Origin of the sequence: Mycolicibacter terrae (genome assembly GCF_010727125.1) — a bacterium.
Taxonomy (GTDB): domain Bacteria; phylum Actinomycetota; class Actinomycetes; order Mycobacteriales; family Mycobacteriaceae; genus Mycobacterium; species Mycobacterium terrae.
The window spans coordinates 1,022,970-1,038,127 of the sequence record NZ_AP022564.1 but is presented as its reverse complement, the minus strand read 5'-3'; the positions used below and the strand labels follow the sequence as shown (position 1 = coordinate 1,038,127).

Here is a 15,158-nt window from a genome sequence, read left to right as displayed (position 1 = left end):
GAACCCCTTGTGTCCCAGTAGTTTTGCTTGTGGATGGATTCGGATTCTTGTCGGGGGGCGTCGCTATGATTAGCACATGTGTTCGAACAGTCGGGACGAGGTCGTCGAGGTCTTCGACGCGCTGGCCGCCGGGCTGGACCGGGCGCTGGAACTGGACTTCGAGGCTTTGACGCCGCGGGAGTGCGTGGCGTTGTTGCGGCGCTGCGAGGTGCTGCGCCGCCGGCTGCCCGCCGTGGAACACCCCATGGTCAACCGGTTGGCCGCGGCCGATCGCGACGAGCTGGGTGGCAAGGCACGCTGGGTGCTCGCCGACGAACTGCACATCGCCCGCGGGGAGGCTGGGCGGCGCCTCACCGAAGCCGCCGAACTCGGGCCGCGACGCACCCTGACCGGCGAGCCCCTGGACCCGGTGCGCCCGGTGGTGGCCACCGCCCAACGCCAAGGACAGATCGGGGCCGCGCATATCGCGGTGATCCGCTCGTTTTTCACCTACCTACCCGACGACATCGACACCACCACCCTGGCGCGCGCCGAAGCAGAACTGGCCGAGCTGGCCGCCGGTTACCGGCCCGACCAACTGGCCACCCTGGCCCACCGCATGGCCGATCACCTACACCCCGACGGCAACTACACCGACGAGGAACGCGCCAAACGCCGCAGCCTGGTGTTGGGCCCCCAAGACCGCGACGGCATGAGCCCCATCAGCGGCTACCTCGACCCGCACGCCCGTGCCACCCTCGATGCGGTGCTGGCCCGCTGGGCCGCCCCGGGCATGTGCAACCCCGACGACCCCACCCCCTGCGTAGCCGGCACGCCGACCCAGACCCAGATCGACGCCGACACCCGCAGCGCACCGCAACGCAACCACGACGCCCTGACCGCCATGGCACGTACCCTGCTGGCCTCCGGGAATCTCGGCCAACACCATGGGCTGCCGGCCACCATCATCGTCTCGACCACTTTGGCTGATCTGCAGGCCGGTACCGGTAAAGCCCACACCGGCGGCGGCACCTGGCTACCCATACGCGACGTCATCGCGATGGCCTCCCACGCACATCACTACCTACGCATCTATGACGGCGCCACAGAACTCGCGTTGTTCCACACCAAACGCCTGGCCTCACCCGGGCAGCGCATCGTGCTGTATGCCAAAGAACGGGGTTGTAGCCACCCGGGCTGCCCCATCGGCGGCTACTACTGCGAAGTCCACCACGACATCGACTACGCCAAAACCGGGCGCACCGACATCCACGGGCTGAGCCTGCGCTGCGGCCCCCACCACCAACTCATCACCTCACACGGCTGGAAAACCCGCAAAACCCACAACGGCACCACCGAAACCCTGCCCCCACCCCACCTCGACCACGGCCAACCCCGCACCAACCACTACCACCACCCCGAAAAACTACTCCCGGACCGCGAAGACAACGGCGACGACGACATCCCCTAACCGGGTCCGGTCGGGAGAACCGATGGTCCGCGATTAAGATCGTTTCTTATGACCAGTGTTACTGAGCACTCTGGGGAGTCCGCCGTAGAGGCCCAGGGCGAGCACGTCGTCGACATCCACACCACCGCAGGCAAGCTGGCCGACCTCAAGCGTCGGACCGCGGAGACCCTGCACCCGGTCGGGGAAGCGGCGGTGGAGAAGGTGCACGCCAAGGGCAAGCTGACCGCCCGCGAGCGCATCCTCGCCCTGCTGGACGAGGGGTCGTTCGTCGAGCTCGACGCACTGGCCAAGCACCGCAGCACCAATTTCGGCCTGGCCGAGAAGCGTCCGCTGGGCGACGGGGTGGTCACCGGCTACGGCACCATCGACGGCCGCGAGGTCTGCATCTTCAGTCAGGACGCCACCGTGTTCGGCGGCAGTCTCGGTGAGGTCTACGGCGAGAAGATCGTCAAGGTCCAGGAGCTGGCCATGAAGACCGGCCGGCCGCTGATCGGGATCAACGACGGCGCCGGCGCCCGCATCCAGGAGGGTGTGGTCTCGCTGGGCCTCTACAGCAAGATCTTCCACAACAACATTCGCGCCTCCGGGGTGATCCCGCAGATCTCGCTGATCATGGGCGCTGCCGCCGGCGGTCACGTGTACTCCCCCGCCCTGACCGACTTCATCGTGATGGTCGACCAGACCAGCCAGATGTTCATCACCGGCCCCGACGTGATCAAGACCGTCACCGGCGAGGACGTCACCCAGGAGGAGCTGGGCGGGGCTCACACCCACATGGGCAAGTCCGGCACCGCGCACTACGTCGCCTCCGGCGAGCAGGATGCCTTCGAATACGTGCGCGACCTGCTGAGCTACCTGCCGCCGAACAACTACGCCGACCCGCCGCGCTACCCGGCACCGGCTCCCGAGGGCGCGATCGAGGAGAACCTCACCGCCGAGGACCTCGAGCTCGACACGCTGATCCCGGACTCGCCGAACCAGCCGTACGACATGCACGAGGTGATCACCCGGATCCTCGACGACGACGAGTTCCTCGAGGTGCAGTCCGGTTACGCGCAGAACATCATCGTCGGGTTCGGCCGCGTTGAGGGCCGCACGGTCGGCATCGTGGCCAACCAGCCCACCCAGTTCGCCGGCTGCCTGGACATCAACGCCTCGGAGAAGGCCGCCCGGTTCATCCGGACCTGCGACTGCTTCAACATCCCGATCGTGCTGCTGGTCGATGTGCCCGGCTTCCTGCCCGGCACCGAGCAGGAGTACAACGGCATCATCCGGCGCGGCGCCAAGCTGCTCTACGCCTACGGTGAGGCCACCGTCGCCAAGATCACCGTCATCACCCGCAAGGCCTATGGCGGCGCGTACTGCGTGATGGGCTCCAAGGAGATGGGCGCCGACGTCAACGTTGCCTGGCCGACCGCCCAGATCGCGGTGATGGGTGCCTCCGGTGCGGTCGGGTTCGTCTACCGCCAGCAGCTCTCCGAGGCCGCCCGCAACGGCGAGGACGTCGATGCACTGCGCCTGACGCTGCAGCAGGAATACGAGGACACGCTGGTGAACCCCTACGTCGCCGCCGAGCGCGGCTACGTCGACGCGGTGATCCCGCCGTCGCACACCCGCGGCTACATCGCGACGTCGCTGCGGCTGCTGGAACGCAAGATCGTTCAGCCGCTGCCCAAGAAGCACGGGAACATTCCCCTGTGAGCGACGCGAGCGACGAGAACGAGGCCACCGCCCCGGCGCCCGAGGCCCCCGCAGCCGCCGAGCCGCACATCCGGGTGCTCAAGGGCAACCCCACCGACGCGGAGATCGCGGCACTGGTCGCGGTCCTCGGCACCGCCGGCGGTGGCGCGGCCGAATCCGGCGTCCGGGAGCGCAACCTGTGGGGCCACCCGGTCGACAAACTCCGCTTTCCGGTGTTCAGCTGGCAACGGGTGACCCTGCTGGAGCGCACTCATATGCGCCGCTGACGTGACACGTCTGGTCCTGGGGTCCGCATCGTCAGGCCGGTTGGCCGTGCTGCGGGGTGCCGGAATCGACCCCCTGGTGGTGGTCTCCGGAGTGGACGAGGACGCCGTCGCGGCGAGCCTGGGCCCGCATGCCGACCCGGTCGACGTGGTGCGGTCACTGGCGCAAGCCAAGGCCGAAGACGTCGCGGCACGCCTGGAGCCGGCGGTTGCGACGGATTGCGTGGTGATCGGCTGCGATTCGATGCTCTACATCGACGGTCAGTTGGCGGGTAAGCCGCCGTCGGTGGACGAGGCCCGCCGACGATGGCAGTCGATGGCCGGGCGCACCGGGCAGCTCCACACCGGCCACAGCCTGATTTGGCTGCAAGACAACGAGATACGCCATCAGGCCGCTGAAACCGCGGTCACCACGGTGCGGTTCGGAACGCCCACCGCCGACGACCTGGAGGCCTACCTGGCCACCGGCGAGCCGCTGCGGGTGGCCGGTGGCTTCACCCTGGACGGTCTGGGCGGCTGGTTCATCGACGGCGTCGACGGCGATCCGTCCAGTGTCATCGGGATCAGCCTGCCGTTGGTGCGCTCCCTGCTCGCCGGGGCCGGCCTGTCCGTCGCGGCACTGTGGGCGGCCAACCCGGGGTAGGCGACGCCCCGTCTCGCCGCGACGCAGGAGACAGGGGTGGGTAGGCTCGACACCGTGCCAGTGCCTGCCGACCCCAGCCCCGCCCTGCAGTCCTACGCCCATCCCGAGAGGTTGGTGACCGCCGACTGGCTCGCCGGGAATCTGGGTACCCCCGGTCTCGTCGTGGTGGAGTCCGACGAGGACGTGCTGCTCTACGACGTCGGCCACATCCCGGGGGCGGTGAAGATCGATTGGGTCACCGATCTCAACGATGCGCCGGTCCGGGACTACATCACCGGGGAGCAGTTCGCCGACCTGATGAACCGCAAGGGCATCTCCCGCGACGACACCGTGGTGATCTACGGCGACAAGTCCAATTGGTGGGCCGCCTACGCGCTGTGGGTGTTCACTCTGTTCGGCCACGAAGACGTCCGGCTGCTCGACGGCGGGCGCGACCTGTGGGTGTCCTCGGGCCGCGAGACCACCCTGGATGTGCCGTCGAAGACCACGACCGGTTACCCGGTGGTGCAGCGCAACGACGCTCCGATCCGCGCCTACAAGGAAGACGTGCTGGAGATCATCGGCCGCGAGCCGCTGATCGACGTCCGCTCGCCGCAGGAGTACACCGGCGAACGGACCCACATGCCGGACTACCCCGAGGAGGGTGTGCTGCGAGGCGGCCACATCCCCACCGCGATATCCATCCCGTGGAGCAAGGCGGCCGACGACGCCGGCCGGTTCCGCAAGCGCGAGGAATTGGAACAGCTCTACGACTTTGTGAAGCCCGAGGACAAGCCGGTCGCCTACTGCCGCATCGGGGAACGCTCCAGCCACACCTGGTTCGTGCTGACGCACCTGCTCGGCATGCAGGGGGTCCGCAATTACGACGGCTCCTGGACCGAGTGGGGCAACACCGTGCGGGTGCCCATCGTCGACGGCCCGGAACCGGGCGCGGCGCCCGCGGCAGCGCAGGGCGCCACAGTCAGCTGATGAGCCTGCCGGAAGCATTGGCACAGGTGGTCTCCGACTTCGCTGAAGTCGAAGGACAGGACAAGTTGCGGCTGCTGCTGGAATTCGCCGACGAGCTCCCCGACCTGCCCGACGACCTGGCCGAATCGGCCATGGAGCCGGTGCCGGAGTGCCAGTCACCGCTGTTCTTACACGTCGACGCCGCCGACCCGCAGCGGGTGCGGTTGTACTTCAGCGCGCCCCCGGAGGCGCCGACCACCCGCGGGTTCGCGTCGATCTGGGCGACGGGCCTCGACGGCCAGCCGGCCGACGTCATCTTGGGGGTACCCGAGGATTTCGCCTCCAGCCTGGGCCTCGCGGCGCTGATCAGCCCGCTGCGACTGCGCGGGATGTCGGCCATGTTGACCCGGATCAAGCGCCGGCTTCGCTCCGCATAGGGGCACATAGTTCGGGTGCTGCGGTCGCGCCTTACACTGCGTGAAGCTAGATTCTTAAAGACCTTTCTTAAAGATGCCGTCAGGAGGGCAAGTGGCGAACCATGCCAGCACGAAGATCTCCAAGGTGCTCGTCGCCAACCGTGGGGAGATCGCAGTCCGGGTGATCCGCGCCGCGCGGGATGCCGGCTTGCCCAGTGTGGCCGTGTACGCCGAACCCGACGCCGAGGCGCCGCACGTCCGACTGGCCGATGAGGCTTTCGCCCTGGGCGGGCAGAGTTCCGCCGAGTCGTACCTGGTGTTCGAGAAGATCCTGGACGCCGCGGCCCAGTCGGGTGCCAACGCTATCCACCCCGGCTACGGATTCCTTTCCGAGAACGCCGATTTCGCCCAGGCCGTGATCGACGCCGGCCTGATCTGGATCGGGCCGAGCCCGCAGGCGATCCGCGATCTGGGCGACAAGGTCACCGCGCGGCACATCGCCGCCCGCGCCAAGGCGCCGCTGGTGCCCGGCACCCCGGACCCGGTCAAGGACGCCGACGAGGTCGTCGCCTTCGCCAAGGAGTACGGCGTCCCGGTGGCGATCAAGGCCGCGTTCGGCGGCGGCGGCCGCGGCATGAAGGTGGCCCGCACCCTCGAAGAGATTCCCGAGCTGTTCGAGTCGGCCACCCGCGAGGCGATCGCGGCATTCGGCCGCGGTGAGTGCTTCGTGGAGCGTTACCTGGACAAGCCGCGCCACGTCGAGGCCCAGGTCATCGCCGACCAGCACGGCAACGTCGTCGTCGCGGGCACCCGCGACTGCTCGCTGCAGCGCCGCTTTCAGAAGCTGGTCGAGGAGGCCCCGGCGCCGTTCCTGACCGATGCGCAGCGCAAGGAGATCCACGAGTCCGCCAAGCGGATCTGCAAAGAGGCCGGCTACTACGGCGCCGGCACGGTGGAGTACCTGGTCGGCCAGGACGGCCTGATCAGCTTCCTGGAGGTCAACACCCGTTTGCAGGTCGAGCACCCGGTCACCGAGGAGACCTCCGGAATCGACCTGGTGCGTGAGCAGTTCCGCATCGCCAACGGCGAGACCCTGGACCTCACCGAGGACCCGGAGCCGCGCGGGCACTCCATCGAGTTCCGGATCAACGGTGAGGACGCCGGTCGCGGCTTCCTGCCCGCCCCCGGCCCGGTCACCCGCTTCGACCCGCCGACCGGCCCCGGCATCCGGATGGACTCCGGCGTGGAGACCGGTTCGGTGATCGGCGGCCAGTTCGACTCGATGCTGGCCAAGCTGATCGTCACCGGGGCGAACCGCACCGAGGCTCTCGAGCGCGCCCGGCGTGCCCTGGACGAGTTCCACGTGGAGGGGCTGGCCACGGTCATCCCGTTCGACCGCGTGGTCGTCCGCGACCCGGCGTTCATCGGCGACGAGAACGGCTTCTCGGTGCACACCCGCTGGATCGAGACCGAGTTCGAGAACAACATCGAGCCGTTCACCGGTGGCGAGCCGCTCGACGAAGAGGACGCGCAGCCGCGGCAGAAAGTGGTCGTCGAGGTCGGCGGTCGCCGCTTGGAGGTCTCGCTGCCCGGGGACCTGGCGCTGGGCGGCGGTGGCGCGGCCGGCGGTGCCGCCGGAGCGATCCGCAAGAAGCCGAAGGCCCGCAAGCGCGGTGCGCACGGCGGCGCAGCGGCGTCCGGTGACGCCGTGACCGCGCCCATGCAGGGCACCGTGGTGAAGGTGGCCGTCGAAGAGGGCCAGGAGGTCGCCGCCGGTGACCTGGTCGTCGTCCTGGAGGCGATGAAGATGGAGAACCCGGTCACCGCGCACAAGGACGGTGTCATCACCGGCTTGGCGGCGGAGGCCGGATCGGCCATCACCCAGGGCACGGTGCTCTGCGAAATCAAGTAGCGGAGGCAGACCCGCCTCCGGCGACGATGCGGCGCGTTAGGTCTGGCGCCGGTGGTTGCCGGCGCGGAAGCTGCGGTTTCGTCCGATGAATATCCAGGCCACGCCGGCGACGGCCAACACGAGGACCAGGATCCCGAACGCCAGCGACCAGCCGGCCTGGTGCAGCGCCGCGGCGCTCATGAAACCCACCATCGCCAGCACCGCCATCAGCAGCATGGCCAGGCCCGGGGCCTCACGGCGGTCCTTGAAGATCATTCCGTCCCGCGGCCGGGTCGTGCGCGCCTCGTCGATCGGGTGCTCGGTCTCGCTCATGGGCTCCTGATACCCGCGGCAGCCCGGCCTGAAACCCTCAGGCCACCGCGTCGCGCAGCGCGCCCAGCAGCGGTTCCGCCGCCTCCTTGAGGAATGCCTCCTGCGTCTCGCCGCCGATCTGGATGAGTGCGATGTCGGTGAAACCGGCTTCGGCGTAGGCACGCACCGCCTCGACGATCGGGGCCAGGTCGGGCCCGCACGGAATGGCGTCGGCGACATCCTGCGGCGTGACGAACCGCGTGGCGGCAGCGAACGCGGTTGGCGTGGGCAGTTCCGCGTTGACCGGCCACCCGCCGCCGAACCAGCGGAACTGCCGGTGGGCGCGCTCGATCGCAGCGTCCCGGTCGGGGTCCCAGCACACCGGCAGCTGTCCGAAAACACGGCCGCCTTCGAGTCCGGAGGCCTGGCGCGCGGAATGCCAGGCCTGGACCAGGTCCGCGTCGGGCTGCACCGCGATCAGATCGTCCGCGGCGGTGGCGAACCGGTCCACGCCCTTCTCGCCCGACATCGCGACGGCTAACGCGACCGGGATCTCCGGAAGGTCCCACAGCCGGGCCCGGTCGACCTGGAAATGCTCGCCGCACAGGTTGACCGTCTCCCCCATCAGCAGCTCGCGGATGATCTTGATCGCTTCGCCGAGCATGGCCTGCCTCCGCCGGACGTTCGGCCAGCCTGCGCTGGTGACGATGTGCTCGTTGAGGTTCTCCCCGCTGCCCAGGCCCAGGGTGAACCGGCCGTCGGCAAGGATCTGCACGGTGGCCGCCTGCTGCGCCACCACCGCCGGGTGGTAGCGCATCGTCGGGCAGGTGACAAAGGAGCACAGCCCCACCCGCTCGGTGGCCTGCGCGACCGCCCCCAGCACTGCCCAGGCGTTCGGGGCGTGGCCTTGTGACGCCAGCCAGGGTGAGAAGTGGTCGCTGCACACCTCGAAGTCGAAACCTCGTTCTTCGGCGGAGACGGCATACCGGACAAGGTCTTGGGGCCCGCTCTGCTCGGTCATCAGGGTGTAGCCGAACCGTGTCATGGTCCCGGGGTACCCAACGGTCGACCACCGAAACGGAGCCGCGCCGGCCGGCATCGTTTGGCGGCCGCTGTGCACGGGGTACTCGCGAGCGTGACCAACGCACTTATCCGGACCGAGCCCGCCCTGCCTACCGCCTGCGGGCCGCTGTCGGCGGCGGTCTGTGAGCTGCTCCGCCGCCCCGCGGGCGCGACCGAGGGATTCACCGCCCCAACCGCCGGCGCGGACCCGTACGGCCGGGACCTGCAACTGGCCCTCTACGTCTGTTACGAGCTGCACTACCGCGGCTTCGACGAGGTGGACCCGGAGTGGGAATGGGACGCCACCTTATTGGAACTGCGGTCCCGGCTGGAGCGCGCATTCCTCGATAGTGTCCGGCAGGACGTCGGAACGATACCGGCGGACACCACCGCGAACGACGAAATGGCTGCAGCGGCAACCGAGCCCGTGCGCGGCAGCGGCCCATCGTGGCACCTGCGCGATCAGGGCACCTGGGAGCAGGCCCGCGAGTATTTCGTGCACAGGTCGCTGTACCACCTCAAGGAGGGCGATCCACACGCCTGGGCCATCCCGCGCCTGACCGGCCAGGCCAAGGCGTCCTTCGTCGCGGTCGAGTTCGACGAGTACGGCGCCGGCCGCGGGCCCCGGGTACACCAGCAGCTCTTCGCCGACCTGCTCACCGCCGCCGGGCTGAACGCCGATTACCTCGCCTACCTCGACGTTGTTCCCGCCGAGTCGCTCGCAGTGGTGAACCTGATGTCGCTGTTCGGGTTACATCGCCGGTGGCGGGGTGCGGCCGTCGGCCACTTCGCCTCGACGGAGATCACCTCGCCTCCCGGGTCCGGCCGCCTGGTCGCCGCGCTGCGGCGGCTGGGCGCCCCGGAGCCGTGCGTGGCGTTCTACGCCGAGCACGTCGAGGCGGACGCGGTACACGAGCAGGTGGTGCGCGCCGATGTGGTCGAGGACCTGATCCGCCACGCACCGCACCTGGAAGCCGACGTGGTGTTCGGCATGCGCGCCCGCGACGTGGTGGAGAACCGGCTGGCCGATCTCATGATGGCGGCCTGGTCCGCGGGGCGCTCCTCGCTCTGCTCGATGTGAAACTTAAGGTTTCACTGGGATTTTGCGGAAATTGTCGGGCATCCCTTTGCAAGCCGGAGCGGCTCTGGGTAACGTCTGGTTCCTCCGGTTGAGTTCACAGCCGGTAGTTGTACGTCACGGTGTATAAGCGCTCGCGAGAGTTTACGCTGACGTAATCCAACAGCACGATTCGTCGACTGATGGAGCCACAAATGACTACCAGCCGAATGACCGAGACCGCTTTCGCCACTCCCGCAACGGAAGCCACTCAGGCATGGCGGAATCACACCGCCAAATTCACTGTGCACTGGGGCCGTGCCGGAGCGGTGGTGGCCGCGGACGGGGAGATCGACGCCGCCAACGCCGGTCCCTTCGCGGATTACGCACGCCGCTGCGCCGACTGCTGCGAATGGCTGATCCTGGACTTGTCCGAGCTGACATTCATTGCCACGGTCGGGTTTACGGCCCTTCAGTCGATCAGTGCCCGGTGCGCCACCGCGCGGACCCGGCTGGTGGTGATACCGAGTCCGGCGGTGTCCCGCGTGCTGCGGATCTGTGACCCGCAGTCGCGCCTTCCGCTGGGGGCGTCGCTGGCGGACGCCCTGGCCGACGTGCAGAAGTCCGGCCGGCCACTGCGCGCGGTGACCTGAAATCTAGGCAGGCACCGCGTCGGCGGCCCGCTCCCAGGCGCGGTGCTTGGCCAACTCAGCGGCGAATGCGCCGAAGAACTCGTCGTTCAGGTCGTCGGCCGCTGCTGTCGTGGTGACCACCCCGGTCGAGACGGTGACCGTGGTGTCCTCCGCCAGCCGTTCGGCGATCCCGGCTTTGGGTAGCAGCTCGACGCCGGCGCCGAACGCACCGACGGGCTTGAGATGCTTGTAGGCCTCGGTGATGAAATGCATCGCGTAGCCGTCGGCCGCCAGGGTCCGCACCGCGTCCGGACCGCACGGCACCACCACCGCGTCGTAGAGCACCGAGGCCATGGTCGTGATCGCCCGGTCGACGCTCAGCTGCCCGCCCGAACCGCCGGCCAGCTCTCCACCGGCGATCGGCGCCAGCACCTCGGCGACGGCGCCGCGCTGCCGCATCGCCTCGACGAAGCGTTCGACACCCGCCACGTCGACACCGTCGGCGGCCAGCACCGCGATCTTGCGGCTTTCGATGGTGGGGACACCCCGCGCGTCGGGGGGAAGGGTGGCGCTGTGCAGCTGCGAAAGCGCCGGCGAGACGCCGACCCTCTCGACCGCCTCGTCGAGCGGCTGCTCCTTCGGCGCGGGCAGGCCCAGCTGGGCGGCGACCTGGCTGGCCAGGTCGTGGTCGACGCGGTTGAGTTGTTCGACGACGCGCTGCCGGATCTCGATGGTTTCGCATTTGCCCAGTTCGAAGGCGTACGCGGCGACGACATGCTTCGCCTCCGTCTCGGACATGCTCTTGTAGAACATCCGCGCCTGGCTGTAGTGGTTCTCGAAACTGGCGGCACGTTTGCGGATCTTCTCACCGTCCACCTTCTGGGTGTAGTGCCGGAACACGTCGGCGTCCGCCCCGGATCCCGCTAACGCCGGGCAGCCGCCACCCAGCGAGTTCTTGTAGTAGCTGGTCTTGCCCTTCGGGATCGCGTGCTGGCCATAGCCGTCGTGCTGGTTGGTGTGCACCGGCGCCACCGGCCGGTTGACCGGCAGCTGCACGAAGTTGGGTCCGCCCAGCCGGATCAACTGGGTATCCAGGTAGGAGAAATTGCGGAACTGCAGCAGCGGGTCGTTGGTGAAGTCGATTCCCGGCACGACGTTGGCGGTGCAGAAGGCCACCTGCTCGGTTTCGGAGAAAAAGTTGTCCGGATTGCGGTTGAGCACCATTCTGCCCACCGGGCGCACCGGAACCTGTTCTTCGGGAATGATTTTCGTGGCGTCCAGCAGGTCGAAATCGAAGCTGAACTCGTCGCTTTCGGGTACCAGCTGCACGCCGAGCTCCCACTCCGGGTACTGGCCGGCCTCGATCGCGTCCCACAGGTCCCGGCGGTTGAAGTCCGGGTCTTTGCCGGCGATCTTCTGGCATTCGTCCCAGACCAGCGAATGCACGCCGAGCTTGGGCTTCCAGTGGAACTTCACGAAGGTGCCCTGGCCCTTGGCATTGACGAAACGGAAGGTGTGCACGCCGAAGCCCTGCATCATCCGGTAGCTGCGCGGCAACGCGCGGTCCGACATCAGCCACATGATGGTGTGCAGCGTCTCCGGCTGCAGCGACACGAAGTCCCACAGCGTGTCGTGGGCGGACTGGGCCTGTGGAATCTCGCTGTCCGGTTCGGGCTTCACCGCGTGCACGAAGTCCGGGAACTTGATCCCGTCCTGGATGAAGAACACCGGGAAGTTGTTGCCGACCAGGTCGTAGTTGCCCTGATCGGTGTAGAACTTGGTGGCGAACCCGCGCACGTCGCGCACGGTGTCGGCCGAACCGCGGGATCCCGCCACGGTGGAGAACCGCACAAACACCGGGGTCCTGGTGCCCGGCGTGGTCAAAAACCGTGCCGCGGTGTACTCGGCGAGCGAGTCGTCATAGGGCTCGAAGTAGCCGTAGGCGCCCGACCCGCGAGCGTGCACCACCCGCTCGGGGATCCGCTCGTGGTCGAAGTGGGTGAGCTTCTCCCGGGCATGGAAATCCTCCAGCAGCGTCGGGCCGCGCTCGCCGACCGTCAGCGAGTCATCGGTGTGGTCGACCTGCACCCCCTGCTGGGTGGTCAGGTATCCGGACTGCCGGTCGATCCGGTAGTCGTCGAGTTGTTCCTGCTTGGCATCACGGTCGTCGGTGGCCACCGCTTGTCCTCTCGTCCGTATGGGGAATTCTCTTCGTGGGTATCCCAGCCGGGACATCCGCAAACGGAGAGGGAGAGCCGTGACCACCCAATCGGCTGTGCTTTTCGACGTCGACGGCACTTTGGTCGATTCCAACTACCTGCATGTGCACGCCTGGCGGCGCGCGTTCGCCGAGTTGCGCATCGAGGTGGAATCCTGGCGCATTCACCGCGCCATCGGAATGGACGGATCCGCGCTGGTGCGGTTGCTGTCCGACCAATCCCCCGACCAAGCGCCCGACGATGTCCGCCGGCGGCTCAAAGACCTGCACTCCCGCTACTACCTCCAGACGGCGGAGTTGCTGACGCCGCTTCCGGGCGCCCGGCGGCTGCTGGAACGTATCGCCGGGCTCGACCTGTCGGTGGTGCTGGCCACCTCGGCGCCCGACGACGAGCTGGCGGTCTTGCGCAAGGCGCTCGACTGCGACGACCTGGTCGCCGCGGTCACCTCGTCGGCCGATGTCGACGTCGCCAAACCGGAGCCGGACATCGTCGGGATCGCCCTGGACCGGGCCGGCGCAACGGCCGACCGGGCGGTTTTCGTGGGCGACGCGGTCTGGGACGCGCAGGCGTGCGTGCGCGCCGGAGTGCCGAGCATCGGCGTGCTCAGCGGCGGGGTGTCGCGCGCCGAATTGGAAACTGCGGGCGCCGTGGGTGTTTTCGACAACGCCGAGGATCTGCTGCTCCATCTCGATCAGTCACCGATCGCGGCGTTGGCCGACGGGCGAGCCGGACCTGGATGAGGCAGCGTTCGGCTCGGATCCGGGCCGTCGTTCACGTCGACGGCAGGCCCACCGCGGCGGCGAGCGCCGCCAGCGCGGCGAACATCCAAGCCAGGTAGTCGCCGATGTGGCCGGAATGCGCCGCGCGCAACGCGCTGAGCACCGGCGCGGCCAGGGCGCCGACCGTGCGGCGGGCCACCGGAGGCCAGCGGTGCAACCCGGCGGCCGCCACCCCCGCCGCCACGATGCAACCCAAGACGCCCAACCCGGCGCCGAGCACCGACCAGCCGGGCGCTGCGGTGGCGGCGCCGGCCTCGACGAAACGACGGGCGGCGGTGTCGGCGCCGCGCGCGACCGCGGGTAGCGCCCCGGCGGCCAGACAACCGGCCAGCAGCAGCCCGATCGCGGTGTACATGCTCGGCGGTGTCCGCCGCAACCAGGTGTCGGGCTGCTCGTCACCTCGGGTCGTCTGTCCGGCGGCCGCATCATCGGGCGGCTCGGTGCGGCCGCCGAGACCGGTGAAGCAGCGGATGCCGGCCCGCAGCACCGCACCACCGGTGCACGCCGAAACACCCAGGAACAGTGCCGATCCCCAACCGCTGCCCACGGCCTCCTCACACAGGGATTTGCCCAGCGCGGTACCGAATGGCGGCAGCCCGCCCAGTGCCGCCGCCGCGACGGCGTAACAGGCCGCCAGCACCGGCTGGCCCCGCCCGCGCCCCACCAACTCCCATTCGTCGACGCTGTGGTGGCGGTCGAGCAGGATCCCGACGATCAGGAACAGCGCCGACTTGGCTCCGGCGTGGCCGATCAGGTACACCGCCGCGCCGCCCACCCCGTGCGGGGTCAGCGTCGCGGTGGCCACCAGCAGCAATCCCATGTGGCCGACCGTCGAATAGGCCAGCATTCGCTTGAGGTGTCGTTGCAGCACGCACATGACCGAGCCGACGACCGCGGTCAGCACACCTGCGGCCACGAAGACGCGACTGATCACGGCCGGTGGCAGCGCGCCGGCGAACACCGCCCAGTACACCCGCCACAGCCCGTAGAGCCCGAGTTCCACCATGACGCCGGAGAACAGCACACACACCCCAGCGGGCGCGACGGCGTGCGCGTCGGCCAGCCAGAAGTGCAGCGGCACGATCGCGGCCTTGACCAGCAGTGCCGCCGAGACCAGCACGAAGGCCGCCACCACCAGCGCATCGCTTCGGCCGTCCCCGGCGGCCGAGCGCAACGCCGTGCCCAGCTGAGCCATATCCAACTGGCCGACGCGGGCGTAGAGCACGCTGATGCCCATCAGTGTCAGGCAGGCGCTGAGCGACTGGATGACCCCGAAGTTGAGTGCGCCCTGAATCGCCGACCGATCTTCGATCTTGATGCCGGTCAACGCGTAGGCCACCGCGCCCATCAGCTCCAGGAAGACGAACAGGTTGAACAGGTCCGCAGCCAGGACGAAGCCGTTCATCGCCGCCAGGAAGATCATCAGCAGCGCGTCGAAGCGGGTACCGGCCTCGTCGAGTCCGCGGCGGCTGTAGAGCGCCGCGCACCCGGTCAGTGCGCCGATCAGGACCGCCAGTCCTGCCGAGAGCGGGTCGGCAGCCAGCGCGATACCGACCGCCGACCCGTCGCGCGGGTGCCAGCCACCGATCCAGGCCACCACGGTGCTCCCGGCGGCGGCGGCCAGCACACAGCCGGCGGCGCCGGTCGAGGCCGCCGACACGGCCACCACCACCGCGTTGGCAACGGACCCGGGCAGGCGACGGCCCAGCGCCAAGAGCAGACATGCCGCCAGGATCGGCACCGCCACCAACAGCGGCAGCAGGGCGGTGGCGGCCGGCACGGCGG

Annotated in this window: 14 protein-coding genes; 10 read left to right on the top strand and 4 right to left on the bottom strand. The window is 68.8% G+C overall.

From position 1 onward, the window contains the following. Positions 1-76: 76 nt before the first annotated feature. The 7 genes from G6N23_RS05055 to G6N23_RS05025 all read left to right on the top strand — a co-directional run bounded on the left by G6N23_RS05055 (position 77) and on the right by G6N23_RS05025 (position 7,333). Positions 77-1,450 carry an HNH endonuclease signature motif containing protein gene (locus G6N23_RS05055; protein ID WP_095173968.1) on the top strand — a complete coding sequence of 458 codons (1,374 nt, stop codon included), beginning with the start codon at positions 77-79 and terminating at the stop codon, positions 1,448-1,450. Positions 1,451-1,498: 48 nt separating this feature from the next. Continuing rightward, positions 1,499-3,151 carry an acyl-CoA carboxylase subunit beta gene (locus G6N23_RS05050; RefSeq protein ID WP_085260967.1) on the top strand — a complete coding sequence of 551 codons (1,653 nt, stop codon included), beginning with the start codon at positions 1,499-1,501 and terminating at the stop codon, positions 3,149-3,151. Then, positions 3,148-3,417, top strand: a complete 270-nt coding sequence (locus tag G6N23_RS05045; RefSeq protein ID WP_085260966.1) for an acyl-CoA carboxylase subunit epsilon — start codon at positions 3,148-3,150, stop codon at positions 3,415-3,417. Before G6N23_RS05050 ends, G6N23_RS05045 begins: the two co-directional genes overlap by 4 nt. Position 3,418: 1 nt before the next feature. Further along, on the top strand, positions 3,419-4,057 hold the full coding sequence (locus G6N23_RS05040; protein ID WP_085260965.1) for a Maf family protein: 639 nt from the start codon (positions 3,419-3,421) through the stop codon (positions 4,055-4,057). Positions 4,058-4,111: 54 nt separating this feature from the next. After that, positions 4,112-5,026 carry a sulfurtransferase gene (locus G6N23_RS05035; RefSeq protein WP_085260964.1) on the top strand — a complete coding sequence of 305 codons (915 nt, stop codon included), beginning with the start codon at positions 4,112-4,114 and terminating at the stop codon, positions 5,024-5,026. Then, a complete protein-coding gene (locus G6N23_RS05030) occupies positions 5,026-5,442 on the top strand; it encodes a SufE family protein (RefSeq protein WP_085260963.1) in 417 nt (138 codons plus the stop codon). The genes G6N23_RS05035 and G6N23_RS05030 overlap by 1 nt, the downstream gene beginning before the upstream one ends. 91 nt (positions 5,443-5,533) lie before the next feature. Then, positions 5,534-7,333: an acetyl/propionyl/methylcrotonyl-CoA carboxylase subunit alpha gene (locus tag G6N23_RS05025; RefSeq protein WP_085260962.1), complete on the top strand. Its 1,800-nt coding sequence runs from the start codon at positions 5,534-5,536 to the stop codon at positions 7,331-7,333. A 36-nt stretch (positions 7,334-7,369) separates the two neighbouring features. Here the strand turns inward: G6N23_RS05025 and G6N23_RS05020 are convergent, their stop codons facing one another. Continuing rightward, positions 7,370-7,645 carry a hypothetical protein gene (locus G6N23_RS05020; protein ID WP_085260961.1) on the bottom strand — a complete coding sequence of 92 codons (276 nt, stop codon included), beginning with the start codon at positions 7,643-7,645 and terminating at the stop codon, positions 7,370-7,372. 37 nt (positions 7,646-7,682) lie between these two features. Next, entirely contained in the window at positions 7,683-8,669 is a 987-nt protein-coding gene (locus G6N23_RS05015) for a TIGR03557 family F420-dependent LLM class oxidoreductase (protein WP_085260960.1), read from the bottom strand. Positions 8,670-8,759: 90 nt separating this feature from the next. On the opposite strand from G6N23_RS05015, the gene G6N23_RS05010 reads away from it, so the two are divergent. Both G6N23_RS05010 and G6N23_RS05005 read left to right on the top strand, forming a co-directional pair. Next, the gene (locus G6N23_RS05010; RefSeq protein WP_085260959.1) at positions 8,760-9,767 is read left to right on the top strand and encodes an iron-containing redox enzyme family protein; all 1,008 of its coding nucleotides are present in this window, start codon (positions 8,760-8,762) and stop codon (positions 9,765-9,767) included. A 191-nt stretch (positions 9,768-9,958) separates the two neighbouring features. Next, the gene (locus G6N23_RS05005) at positions 9,959-10,396 is read left to right on the top strand and encodes an STAS domain-containing protein (protein ID WP_234808612.1); all 438 of its coding nucleotides are present in this window, start codon (positions 9,959-9,961) and stop codon (positions 10,394-10,396) included. A gap of 3 nt (positions 10,397-10,399) precedes the next feature. Here G6N23_RS05005 and G6N23_RS05000 read toward each other — a convergent pair whose 3' ends face one another. Then, positions 10,400-12,610 carry a catalase gene (locus tag G6N23_RS05000; protein WP_372508974.1) on the bottom strand — a complete coding sequence of 737 codons (2,211 nt, stop codon included), beginning with the start codon at positions 12,608-12,610 and terminating at the stop codon, positions 10,400-10,402. 22 nt (positions 12,611-12,632) lie between these two features. On the opposite strand from G6N23_RS05000, the gene G6N23_RS04995 reads away from it, so the two are divergent. Then, entirely contained in the window at positions 12,633-13,334 is a 702-nt protein-coding gene (locus G6N23_RS04995; protein WP_234808611.1) for an HAD family hydrolase, read from the top strand. A gap of 31 nt (positions 13,335-13,365) precedes the next feature. On the opposite strand, the gene G6N23_RS04990 is transcribed toward G6N23_RS04995, so the two are convergent. Beyond that, positions 13,366-15,153 carry a complex I subunit 5 family protein gene (locus tag G6N23_RS04990; protein WP_197701530.1) on the bottom strand — a complete coding sequence of 596 codons (1,788 nt, stop codon included), beginning with the start codon at positions 15,151-15,153 and terminating at the stop codon, positions 13,366-13,368. Positions 15,154-15,158: the final 5 nt, after the last annotated feature.

Coding starts and splice junctions, on each gene's coding strand:
- G6N23_RS05055 (WP_095173968.1), top strand. CDS start 77: ATGTGTTCGAACAGTCGGGACGAGGTCGTCGAGGTCTTCGACGCGCTG.
- G6N23_RS05050 (WP_085260967.1), top strand. CDS start 1,499: ATGACCAGTGTTACTGAGCACTCTGGGGAGTCCGCCGTAGAGGCCCAG.
- G6N23_RS05030 (WP_085260963.1), top strand. CDS start 5,026: ATGAGCCTGCCGGAAGCATTGGCACAGGTGGTCTCCGACTTCGCTGAA.
- G6N23_RS05020 (WP_085260961.1), bottom strand. CDS start 7,645: ATGAGCGAGACCGAGCACCCGATCGACGAGGCGCGCACGACCCGGCCG.
- G6N23_RS05015 (WP_085260960.1), bottom strand. CDS start 8,669: ATGACACGGTTCGGCTACACCCTGATGACCGAGCAGAGCGGGCCCCAA.
- G6N23_RS05005 (WP_234808612.1), top strand. CDS start 9,959: ATGACTACCAGCCGAATGACCGAGACCGCTTTCGCCACTCCCGCAACG.
- G6N23_RS05000 (WP_372508974.1), bottom strand. CDS start 12,610: ATGTCCCGGCTGGGATACCCACGAAGAGAATTCCCCATACGGACGAGA.